Genomic DNA, 11,009 nt, shown 5'->3' on the forward strand with positions numbered 1-11,009 from the left:
GACAACACAACCAGTGCCAATCCCGGCCTCCCTCAGCCCCGACGCCCCGCGGAGACGTCGCGCTCAGAGTGACCGAAAACCCGGCCCGCGTGTCGCACATCAGGTGGCGTACCGGTGTCGCACATCAGGTGGCACAGGACACCGGGAGCGAGTAACCGCTGGTGAAGAATTTCTGTACTGCCTCAAGGCGCGCCTTCGGCGCGCGAGCCCGGCGGGCCTGCGGCCCGCCGGGCGTGCCGGGCATGCGGCCTGGCGGCCGTTCCGGGCGCGGCCGGCGAACCTTGCCCCGCACGGGCACGACAGAAGGGACGCCCGGCAGCAGTTACCGAACGTCCCTCACCCTCACCTACTTCGTTCCGTAGGCATGGTTCACGCCGTAGACGGCTTGCGCGTGCGTGAACCCATCGCCGGCCCTGGACTGAAGCTGGTCGATCAGGCCCTGCTTGGAGAAGCCCTCCATGCTCAGGTAGGTCTTCGCCGACCTGACCGCCTGCTTGTCGTAATCGATGTGAAGGCTGTCGACCGCCTTCACCGCCACTACCTTCGGGTAGCCGTCCCCAGCCTTCGACGAGAGCTGCTCGATCAGGCCTTGCCTGGAGAAGCCCTCCATGTCCAAGTAGGTCTTCGCAGACCTCCGCGCGTTCTCCACCGCTGGCGGATAACTCGGTGCCTCGGCCTTCGGCTTCGCCGCGACCTGCGCCTTGGCCGTGGTGGCCGGTGCCTGGGCCACGGTCTTCGCCGGCGCAGTAGTGGCCTTCGTGACTGGCGTGGTCGGGGAGCTCGCAGCCGAGTTACCACCGCTGCAAGCCGCGAGCCCGAGCGGGAGGAGCAGCCCGGCGGCCGCAATCGGAATGATTCGCTTCATTGCAGTACTTCTTCCCAGCAGTTGCAAAACTGCTACTTCCCAACGTACGTCTCGGAATCCCCCCTTCATGCCCGAATCCCAGTAGCAAGGCGATGCCACTCGCTACCTCGGTGGCCGCTCCGCCCGTCGCCAGCCCCTGAGCATGCAGATGTGCTCGGTAGGCCCGGTCAGGGCTCAACCTCCCAGGAGCATGTTCTGCCGGTTCATCGTCCACCTGGTGCTCACGGCGCCGCGCGGCACCGGCATTACCCCCTGTCCACGCGTGAGCCGACCCGCACCGAACCGCCTCTTTACGGCCAGTGCCGGCGTGTCTTGCATACTCACCCTTGAGCCGCCGACCCTGGGCTCCACCCTCCGCCTGCCTCCGGGCCGCGTCAAGGGCGCTTCGCGTCACTTCGTGATGGCCTCCGGCCACCCTTGACCCGGCCACTCCGTCAGGCTCCCCTGCTCCGCTATCGGGTCGATGGCTCGATGTGCCCACCATAGGGAAGCCAGCCCGACGGACGCACGTTAGGAGACCGGCATGGGTTTCAGACCCTCGGCCCACTTGCTCTTGTGCCCGTACGGAAAGACCCACCGGAACAGGCTCAGGCCGGGGCGCTTGCACCAGCAGTCCTCCGCGCAGCCGCACCCGATCAGTCCCAGCCGCTCCCTGATGTGCCCCGCCAAGGCCGCAGCCAGGTACACACCCGCGGCCAGCCCAAGTACCCGCTTCACGACAGCGCCTCCACAAGCTGCTCGACCGTCGGCGAGCCTTGCGAGCCGCTCGCGGTCGAGAAGACACGACAGGCCAGCGCCGGCTGGTCCGCACCCGTCGCAAACGGGTCACACCCGTCAACCAGGATGGTGGGCGAACCGACGAAGCCCAAGCGCTCGGCATCCTCGGGCGTCGCCACAAGCACATGCTCGATCTCGTCGGCCCGACCGACCCTCGCCAACGCGGAACGAAGCCGCTCCTCCGCGAGGGTCCAGTGCGGGCACCCGTCGAAGTACAGCAGCTGCACGGCCATGACGCCATAATGCGCCCGGCCCCCGACACCACGCGCTCCAGCAGCACCACGATCAGCGCAAGTACTCGTGCCTGGGCACTCATGTGGGCACTCATGTGGCTCTCCAGGACCACGACGGACCCACGGCGAAGCCGGCCCATTCGTGCTCGGCGGGCCGCCAGCGATTGGATGTACGCATGCCTTCTGAGCACTCCGTAGGTTGTGGGTTCGAGTCCCACGGGGCCCACCAAACCCGCAGGTGGCAGAGCTGCCTGCTCGGCCGCCACACGGCCGCGGCGACCACCACGAAGCCGTGAGCAGCCTCAGGTCAGCGTCGGCCGGGACGCCACCGGATCCTCCGCCGCGGACGGCTCGCTGGCCTCCACGGTGAGGTAGGCCAGGACTGCGGGCAGCACGAACGGGACGATGAGCAGCTCGAGCCAGTCCCACAGCGTGTTGCCCCGGAAGCCGGTCCACACCCAGCCGAAGCCGTAGCCGCCGACCGCGACCACGGCGAGGGCGACCAGGACGCAGGCCGCGCCGATCGCCCAGCGCGTGTGGTCCCGCTCGTGGGTCCGCAGCCACAGTGGCAGGAACGCGAGCGTGACCGGCAGGACGAGCAGGTGCAACCAGTCCCACAGCGTGTTGCCCCGGAACCCCGTCCATCCCCACCCGCCCAGGTAGCCCCCGAGGGCGAGGACCAGTAGCACGACGCTGGAGGTGAAGGCGATCGAGCGAGGCCGCTTCATGCTCATCGCTCCAGCGTGCTCCCCGTGACCCTCGGTCGGAACCCGTTCCGGGCATCGGCAACAAATCCTCCGATGCGATCCGCCACACCCAGCGAGCAGCGGTAGGAAGGAACTGTCCCCGTCGCGGACCCGCTCCCGGTGCCCGGTGCACGGGGGAAGCTCGAAGGAGGACGCTGATGAATGCCATGTCCGGAGCCTTCTCGCTGGGTCCTGACGCGGGTCGCCTGCTGGTCCGGACGGGACGGACCGGGTTGGGGTCCCGCGCCGGCCACGACCTCACCCTGGAGGTGACGAGGTGGGAGGGCACGGCTCACCTCGAGTCGGTCGAGCCCGCCGCCGGCTCGGTCGAGGTCACGGCCTGGGTCGACTCGCTGGAGGTGCGCGAGGGGACCGGCGGACTGAAGCCGCTCACCGACGGAGACCGTCGGGACATCAAGAAGAACATCTCGGACAAGATCCTGCGGGCCGACCGCCACCCGACCATCGAGTTCCGCTCCACGGCGGTGGAGGGCGACAGCGCCGCGCTGACGGTGCAGGGGGAGCTGACGATCGGCGAGCAGACCCATCCGGCCACCCTGCACGCGACGCTGGTCGACGATCGGCTCACCGGGAAGGCCACGGTGCAGCAGAGTCAGTGGGGCATCAAGCCCTACACCGGATTCTTCGGGGCGCTCAAGCTCAAAGACGACGTGGAGGTCGCCTTCGACCTGAGCCTGCCGCGCTGACGTCGCTCGCCAGCGCGTAGCGCCGCTCCGGGCGGCCCGCGCCCCCATACTTCAGCCGCATCACGGCCGCGCCGACCTCGCAGAGGTACTCGAGGTAGCGCCGGGCCGACACCCGGGAGATCCCCACGGCCTCGGCGCACTCCGTGGCGGACAGGCTGGGGTCCTCGTCGCCCGACCGGTCGGCCAGCGCCGAACGGACCAGCCCCAATGTCTGCTCGCTGAGCCCCTTCGGCAGGTCAACCGTGGTCGCCGAGACCGCCGGGCCGGACGACGGCCGGAACACCGCGTCCACCTCGCCCTGGCTCACGTAGTGCGTCCCCTGCTCGGCCCGCGCGACGCGGTCCTCGGCATACCGCTGCAGTCGCTCGTGGAGGTCCTCGAAGGTGAACGGCTTGAGCAGGTAACCGACGACCCCGAGCCGCGCCGCGCCGTGGACCGTGTCGCTCTCGCGGGCGGCGCTGATCGCGAGGACGTCTGCGGTCACGCCGCGTTCGCGCATCCGGACGATCACGTCGTGCCCGAAGACGTCGGGCAGGTGCATGTCGAGCAGGACGAGGTCGGGCTGGGTGTCCGCCGCCACCGCGACCGCCTCCTCCCCCGTCGCGGCGACCCCGACGACCTCGAAGCCGGGCACGCGCTCGACCATGCGGCGGTGCACCCGCACCACGAGGAAGTCGTCGTCGACCACCAGGGTCCGGATGCTCACGACACCGACTCCCGGTCCGCGGCGGTCTGCACTGCCAGGACGGCGGTGAACCGGGCGCCGTGTCCGGTGTCCACGACCTCGATGCTGCCGCCCCGGTCGACGCAGATCGACCGGGACAGCGCCAGGCCGACGCCGTGCCGCGCGGACGGGTCCTCCTTGCTGGTGTAGCCGTAGCTGAACAGCTCCTCGGCCTGGTGGTCGGCCAGTCCCGGTCCGGTGTCGGTCACGGTCAGCTGCAGGCTGTCGTCGGTGTGCGTGAGCTCCACCTCCACCGTCGCCTCCGGCCGCCCGCTGCTCGCCTCGATGGCGTTGTCGACAAGGTTGCCGAGCACCGTCCCGACGTCGAGGCTCGCGGCAGGGTCGAGACGACCGACGTGCGTCGCCGCCGAGATGACCAACCGCACCTTGCGCTCGGCGGCCACTGCCGTCTTGGCCATCAGCAGGGAGGCGAGCGCCGAGTCCCGGACCGCCGAGCGCAGCTGCAGGTCCAGGCTCTCGTGATGCCCCTGGACGGCACCCACGAACCGCACCACCTCGTCATACTCCCCGATCTGGAGCAGCCCCGAGATCGTGTGCAGCTGGTTGGTGAACTCGTGCGTCTGCGCTCGCAGCGCGTTGGCCGTCGACCGGTAGCCGCTGAGCTCGCGTCGCATCTCCAGCGCCTCGGTCCGGTCGCGCACGGTCGTCACCGAGCCGATCGTCGTCTGTCCGGACAGCAACGGCAACCGTCGCATCACCACCGTGTGCCCGGCCCAGACGACCACCTGCGCGCCGTCGCCGCGGTCCCCGCGCAGCACCTCCCGCACCCGGCCGCCGAGCCCGAGCTCCTCGAGCGAGCGACCCCGGCACCGCTCCGGCAGGTCGAGCAGTCGCTTGGCCGGATCGTTCACCAGGGTCACCCGGCCGCTGGTGTCGAGTGCGACGACGCCGTCGGCGATGCCCTGCAGGATCGCCTTGCGGTGCTCGGCGAGTCCCGCGATCGCGCCCGGCTCCATGCCCAGCGTCTGCCGCTTGATCCACCGCGAGACCAGCCACGCGCCCAGCATCGCGGTGAGTGCCGCCAGCCCGAGGTATGCCGGGAGGTAGGCCATCGCTCCCCGCATCCGGTCCGCTGCCGACAGCTGGCGCACCCCGGTCACCACCACGCCGAGGACCTCGCCGTCCAGGTCCATCACCGGTGCGCTGGCGAGCTGGAACCCCTGCCCGTCGATCCGCACCTCGCCGCGCCAGCTGCGCTGCGGGTCGGCCACGACGTCGGGGATCGGCAGCCGCCGGTGGCGCAGCGTCGGGTCGGTACCCGCGAGCACCTCCCCGTCCGGCAGCGCCACGAGGGCGAGGTCGAGGTTCGAGGTGTTCTGGGTGTGCGCGGCGACGGCCGACAGCACCGAGTCGCGAATGCCGTCCGACAGCCCGGCCCGCAGGGCGCCGTTGGTGGCGGTGTCCTCGGCGACGGTGAGCATGCGGGACCGCTCGATCCGGGAGAATTGCGCCTCGGACTGGGCGTAGGCGACCAACCCGACGCCGCTCAGGACGACGAGCACCACCGCGAGCAGGGCGACCAGCAGCTGGCCCGCCAGGCTGAGCCGCCGCAGCCGTGTGAACACAATGACCACAACTTCCACTACGGACAGAAGGATTGGTGCGCCGTGCGCACGACCGCATGATGGCAGCCCGACGCCGGTCGATGTGGGCTTGCTCACCTACCGGGCGTACGGCAACACCCTCATTTCGAGCCAGGAGTCCTCGTGAAGCAGTTGATGAAGCTCTCCGTCGCCGCGCTGGCGGCGCTCAGCCTGGGCAGCGTCGCGGCCTGCGGCACCACCGCCGACGCGAAGTCCAGTGGCGGCGGCACCGGCACCGCCGCTGCCGCCTCCGACCCCACCGACCTGCGGATCATGGTCCCCAACACCCCCGGCGGCGGCTACGACACCACCGCCCGCATCTCCGCGAAGGTCCTCGACCAGGAGGGCATCTCCCGCAACGTCGAGGTCTACAACGTCGCGGGTGCCGGCGGCACCGTCGGTCTGGCCAAGCTGGTCAACAACAAGGGTGACGGCAAGCAGACCATGCTCATGGGCCTCGGCGTGGTCGGGTCCCAGTTCACCAACAAGTCGAAGGCCACCCTCAACGACACCACGCCCATCGCGCGCCTGATCGAGGAGGCCGGCGCGGTCGTCGTGTCCAAGGACAGCCCCTACAAGACGCTGCCGCAGCTGATCAAGGCCTGGAAGGCCAACCCGTCCAAGGTGACGGTGGGCGGTGGCTCCTCCCCGGGCGGCCCCGACCACCTGCTGCCGATGGAGCTCGCCAAGACGGTCGGCATCGATCCGACCAAGGTCAACTACGTCACCTATGACGGTGGCGGCGACCTGCTCCCAGCGATCCTCGGCAACAAGCTCGGCTTCGCCGTCAGCGGCTACGGCGAGTTCCTCAGCGAGATCAAGAATGGTGACGTGCGCGTGCTGGGCGTGAGCTCGGCCGAGCGGGTCCCCGTGGTCGACGCGCCGACCTTCAAGGAGCAGGGAGTCAACCTGACCTTCACCAACTGGCGCGGCCTCGTCGCCCCGCCCGGGATCGACGACGCCGACAAGCAGATGTGGGTCGACGCCATCACGAAGATGCACGACTCCGCCGGCTGGAAGAAGGAGCTCAAGACCAACGGCTGGACCGACGCCTTCCTGACCGGCCAGAAGTTCGACACCTTCATGAACCAGCAGTCCACCCGGGTCGAGGACACCCTGACCGAGCTGGGGCTGGCTGGCTGATGTCGGCTCCTGCTGCAACCGAGCAGGGCCGGGGACGCGCGGAGTACCTCGTCTGCGCCTTCCTGGCCCTGCTGGGCGTGGTCGTCCTCGTCAACACCTCGATGGTCCACGCCCCCGCCAACAGCAACGACCCGGCGGGCCCGCGGATCGTCCCGTTCGTCGTCGGCGCTGCGCTGCTGGTCCTGTCGGCAGCGCTCGCCGTGGCGATCCACCGCGGCGACCATGCCGTCGGTGAGGAGGGCGAGGACGTCGACCTGACCGCTCCCATGGACGTCCGGACCATCCTGCTGCTCCTCGCCACCTTCCTGGTGCACATCGCGCTGATCGACTGGGCCGGTTGGGTCATCGCCGGCGGGTTGCTCTTCTACGGCGCCGCGTTCGCCCTCGGCTCGCGGCACTACGTCCGCAACCTGTTCGTCGCGGCGGCCATGGGCCTGATCACGTTCTACGCGTTCGTCGTCGGGCTCGGCGTCAACCTGCCCGCCGGAATCCTCAAAGGCATCCTCTGATGGACAACATCACCCACCTCATCGACGGCTTCGGGGCCGTCCTCACGCCCGGCAACCTCCTGCTCGCGTTGGTCGGCGTCACCGTCGGCACCGCGGTGGGGGTGCTGCCCGGGATCGGCCCCGCCATGACGGTCGCGCTGCTGCTGCCCGTCACCTTCAACATGGAGCCGACCAGCGCCCTCATCATGTTCGCGGCCATCTTCTACGGCGGCATGTACGGCGGCTCCACCACCTCGATCCTGCTCAACACGCCTGGCGAGTCGTCCTCGGTGGTGACCGCGATCGAGGGCAACAAGATGGCCAAGGCGGGGCGCGCCGCGCAGGCGCTGGCGACCTCGGCCATCGGCTCCTTCGTGGCCGGCACCATCGGCACGCTGGGTCTGGCCTTCCTCGCGCCGACGATGGCGAACTTCGCCGTCTCGCTCGGGCCGCGCGAGTACTTCGCCGTGATGGTGCTCGCCTTCATCGCGGTCACCGCCGTCCTCGGCAGCTCCCGGATCCGCGGGTTCGCCGCGCTGTTCGTCGGCCTGACCATCGGTCTGGTCGGGATGGACCCGATCACCGGTCAGAGCCGCCTGACGTTCGGCTCGTCCGGAATCGCCGACGGGATCGACATCGTCGTCGTCGCCGTGGGCATCTTCGCCGTCGGCGAGGCACTGTGGGTCGCGGCGCACCTGCGCCGCAAGTCCGGCGAGGTCATCCCCGTCGGCCAGCCGTGGATGGGCAAGTCGGACTGGAAGCGGTCGTGGAAGCCGTGGCTGCGCGGCACGGCACTGGGTTTCCCGTTCGGGGCGCTTCCCGCCGGCGGGGCCGAGATCCCCACCCTGCTGTCGTACATCACCGAGAAGAAGCTCACCAAGCACCCGGAGGAGTTCGGTCGCGGCGCCATCGAGGGCGTCGCGGGTCCGGAGGCCTCGAACAACGCCTCTGCGGCCGGGACCCTCGTGCCCATGCTCAGCCTCGGCCTGCCCACGAACGCGACCGCGGCCGTCATGTTGGCCGCGCTGACGACCTACGGGATCCAGCCGGGACCGCTGCTCTTCCACGACCAGGGACCGATGGTGTGGGCGCTGATCGCGTCGCTGTTCATCGGCAACGCCCTCCTGCTGGTCCTGAACCTGCCGCTCGCCCCCACGTGGGCCAAGCTGCTGCGCATCCCCCGTCCCTACCTGTATGCCGGGATCCTCTTCTTCGCTGCACTGGGCGCGTATTCCGCCACGGGCACCTCGTTCAACCTCATCCTGCTGCTCGGGCTGGGGCTGCTCGGGTTCCTCATGCGCCGGTTCGCGCTACCGGTGCTGCCCCTGATCGTGGGTGTCATCCTCGGCCCGCGCCTGGAGAAGGAAGGGCGCCAGGCCCTGCAGCTGTCGGGCGGCGACTACTCCGGTCTGGTCGGCGGCGCCCTCACGACGACGATCTACGCGGTGATCGTGCTGATCCTCGTGTGGCCGTTCGCGATCCAGCCGCTGGTGCGGCGCTGGGTCGCGCGGCGGGCAGGGAGCCCGAGCACGGCATACCCCTCGTCCGACGAAGAGGGCACGACCGAGGAGCCGGCGAAGACCACCTCCGGCGTGCGCTGACCCGGCGGTCAGGAGCCTTGAGGTCCGAGGGGAGCCTTGCGGGAGGTCACCGCTCGGCCCGGTGCTGGCACCACCCAAGTGCGGCGAGGACGGCGCCGTAGACCGTGCAGAACGGCTGCATCCACGAGTAGGTCCGGATGAACGCGAGCTCGACCAGGATCCACGCCACGAGCGCCAGCCCCGCTGCCACGGCGAGGATTCCCTGCCGCCGGCTGCGCCGCAGGGCGGCCGCCACGACGGCCGACATCGGCACGGTGACCGTCACCAGCAGCGCCGAACCGGCCAACACGCCACTGTGCCAAGGGATCCGGTCCATGATCTGGGTGGTGAAGTCGCCGAAGTCGATCCCGCCGCCGACGAGGCCGACACCTCCAGCCGCCCCGGCGAGCGCCATGGCACCGGCGAGGACGGCCGTGGTGCGCCCGAGGGCGTTCACTCGTCGTGACGTGCCGCCCCGATCGTGTGCCGCGCGATCGGCCGACGGTCGTCGGAAGCGAACCTGCCGGGACTGGGTGGGCATCTGAACCTCCTCGCTGTCAGGCCCGTGGGCATCAGTGGAACAGCGCGCGGGTGACCCGAGCGCGGAAGAACTCCCCCGTCTCGGCGCGGTCGGTGCCGACGAACCAGGACGCGCGGACCATCGACGGGATGGTCACGCCGCCGAAGCGCCGCTCCTCCTCGACGGTGACGCCGAACGGGTACCAGCCGAACGGCACGCCGTCGGGATTGCCCCAGCGCATCATCCGCACCCCGCGTAGGACACCGTCGGGCGCCACGCGCAGCTCGACCCGTTGCCGCCCGGGGCTGATGTGCCACCGGGCGACCGCCGTGTCCGCGTCGTCACCGGCGAGCCAGCGGGCGGAGCCGAAGCTGGTCGGGAGCCACACCGCCTCCGCCGCCAGCCGGCCGGCAGCGCTACGCGACACGTCGCTCCCGCCCGCGTGCAGGACCGGCACCGTGCCCAGAGCGTGCCAGCGCATCTCGCCGCTGGTCGCGCTGAACCGGTCGAACCCGGACACCGGCACGCCGAACATCCGCGTCCTGGCGGTCCAGAAGTAGCCGCACGGCGGCGCCAGCACCTCCCTGCCGACGAACCGCCGCCACCCCCGAACGCGGATCTCTCCCTCCATGTGCAGCTCCACCGAGCGCCACATCGGCGTGCCGGCCACGATCGCGTGCCGGATCCACCGGCGTGCGGGCTCCGGCAGCGCCGAGGCGATCTCCGGACGGAACGCCTGCGGTCGGCCGCGCGGCGGGCACAGCTGGGACCAGGCTGCCCGCAACGGCTCCTCGGTGCCGGTGCTGCCGAGTCCCCACAGATCGAGGCTCATCGTCCACGCCCCTGATCCGTTCCAGCGGCAGGCCGGTGCAGCGTCAGCGCCACGCCGAGGAGCACGGCGCCCGCCGACGAGCCGGCGGCTGGGCGGATGTCGTCATGGCGCAGCTGGGGCGAGGACCCCCGCAATGCTGTGGCTCTCGGGTGCATGGCGACCTCCCACACTGCCTGCCGGGCCGCTTCCCGACAGCTCCAGCCTGGCCCGCGCCCGCTGCCGCGAACAGGGACGAACGTCCCCGCCGGGAGGTGTCAGGGCCCGTCCAGCAGCCCCCGCACGAACGCCGCCTGCCCCACGTGCTGGGTGGTGTCATTGAGCACGCTGACCAGTCGCACCGCACGCGTCACCGGCGGGTCCCAGGCGTCGTCGATGACGTCACCGAGGCGCACCTCATCGAGTCCGTCCAGGTAGCCGACGGTCCGCTCGTGCACGGCGTCGTAGTAGCCGCTGAGCAGGGCTGCGGACACCTCCACGCGGGCCACCTCCTGCGAGCTCTGCCCGTAGCCGGTCACCGACTCCTCGAAAGGCAACCCGAACCGGGACGCCCAACCGTCGCTGGTCCAGATCTGGTCGGTCCCGGCCAGGTCGGAGACGTGGTCGTCCTCGACCCGGGCCAGGTGCCAGACGAGCCAGGCGATGGTGTTGGCCTCCGGTGCGACCCGCTGCGCCAGCTGTTCGGTCGTCAGCCCCTCGACCGCCGCGCGCACGCTCTCCTGCACGCGGTTGAACCCGTCGACCAGCACCTCGTTCACCGCCGGCATGCCGTGCTCCTCATCTGTTGTCGGAC

Annotated in this window: 12 protein-coding genes; 4 read left to right on the forward strand and 8 right to left on the reverse strand. The window is 70.3% G+C overall.

The features are described 5' to 3' along the window. Positions 1-346 precede the first annotated feature (346 nt). The 3 genes from VFL99_RS00365 to VFL99_RS00375 all read right to left on the reverse strand — a co-directional run bounded on the left by VFL99_RS00365 (position 347) and on the right by VFL99_RS00375 (position 2,609). A complete protein-coding gene (locus VFL99_RS00365; protein WP_325104330.1) occupies positions 347-865 on the reverse strand; it encodes an Ltp family lipoprotein in 519 nt (172 codons plus the stop codon). 713 nt (positions 866-1,578) lie between these two features. Continuing rightward, positions 1,579-1,875, reverse strand: a complete 297-nt coding sequence (locus VFL99_RS00370) for a DF family (seleno)protein (RefSeq protein WP_325104331.1) — start codon at positions 1,873-1,875, stop codon at positions 1,579-1,581. 302 nt (positions 1,876-2,177) lie between these two features. Beyond that, a complete protein-coding gene (locus VFL99_RS00375; RefSeq protein WP_325104332.1) occupies positions 2,178-2,609 on the reverse strand; it encodes a hypothetical protein in 432 nt (143 codons plus the stop codon). Between the two features lie 170 nt (positions 2,610-2,779). On the opposite strand from VFL99_RS00375, the gene VFL99_RS00380 reads away from it, so the two are divergent. Next, entirely contained in the window at positions 2,780-3,328 is a 549-nt protein-coding gene (locus tag VFL99_RS00380) for a YceI family protein (protein ID WP_325104333.1), read from the forward strand. On the opposite strand, the gene VFL99_RS00385 is transcribed toward VFL99_RS00380, so the two are convergent. Beyond that, on the reverse strand, positions 3,282-4,034 hold the full coding sequence (locus VFL99_RS00385; RefSeq protein ID WP_325104334.1) for a response regulator: 753 nt from the start codon (positions 4,032-4,034) through the stop codon (positions 3,282-3,284). The two genes, VFL99_RS00380 and VFL99_RS00385, sit on opposite strands and share 47 nt — an antisense overlap. Beyond that, positions 4,031-5,638, reverse strand: a complete 1,608-nt coding sequence (locus VFL99_RS00390; RefSeq protein ID WP_325104335.1) for a sensor histidine kinase — start codon at positions 5,636-5,638, stop codon at positions 4,031-4,033. The genes VFL99_RS00385 and VFL99_RS00390 overlap by 4 nt, the downstream gene beginning before the upstream one ends. 141 nt (positions 5,639-5,779) lie before the next feature. Here VFL99_RS00390 and VFL99_RS00395 point away from each other — a divergent pair, with 141 nt between their 5' ends. From VFL99_RS00395 to VFL99_RS00405, 3 genes are read left to right on the forward strand one after another with little or no spacing between them, the layout of a single operon-like run. Then, on the forward strand, positions 5,780-6,799 hold the full coding sequence (locus tag VFL99_RS00395; RefSeq protein WP_325104336.1) for a Bug family tripartite tricarboxylate transporter substrate binding protein: 1,020 nt from the start codon (positions 5,780-5,782) through the stop codon (positions 6,797-6,799). Next, positions 6,799-7,308, forward strand: a complete 510-nt coding sequence (locus VFL99_RS00400) for a tripartite tricarboxylate transporter TctB family protein (RefSeq protein ID WP_325104337.1) — start codon at positions 6,799-6,801, stop codon at positions 7,306-7,308. Before VFL99_RS00395 ends, VFL99_RS00400 begins: the two co-directional genes overlap by 1 nt. Then, entirely contained in the window at positions 7,308-8,888 is a 1,581-nt protein-coding gene (locus VFL99_RS00405) for a tripartite tricarboxylate transporter permease (protein WP_325104338.1), read from the forward strand. The genes VFL99_RS00400 and VFL99_RS00405 overlap by 1 nt, the downstream gene beginning before the upstream one ends. A 46-nt stretch (positions 8,889-8,934) precedes the next feature. On the opposite strand, the gene VFL99_RS00410 is transcribed toward VFL99_RS00405, so the two are convergent. From VFL99_RS00410 to VFL99_RS00420, 3 genes are all read right to left on the reverse strand, one after another. Beyond that, positions 8,935-9,408 (reverse strand): hypothetical protein, encoded by a 474-nt coding sequence (locus VFL99_RS00410; RefSeq protein WP_325104339.1) that lies wholly within the window; start codon positions 9,406-9,408, stop codon positions 8,935-8,937. Between the two features lie 31 nt (positions 9,409-9,439). Then, the gene (locus tag VFL99_RS00415; RefSeq protein ID WP_325104340.1) at positions 9,440-10,219 is read right to left on the reverse strand and encodes a DUF6544 family protein; all 780 of its coding nucleotides are present in this window, start codon (positions 10,217-10,219) and stop codon (positions 9,440-9,442) included. A 254-nt stretch (positions 10,220-10,473) separates the two neighbouring features. Further along, complete coding sequence (locus tag VFL99_RS00420; RefSeq protein WP_325104341.1) at positions 10,474-10,983, reverse strand: mycothiol transferase; 510 nt, start codon at positions 10,981-10,983, stop codon at positions 10,474-10,476. Between the last annotated feature and the right edge of the window lie 26 nt (positions 10,984-11,009).

It is taken from the genome of Segeticoccus sp., from assembly GCF_035708005.1.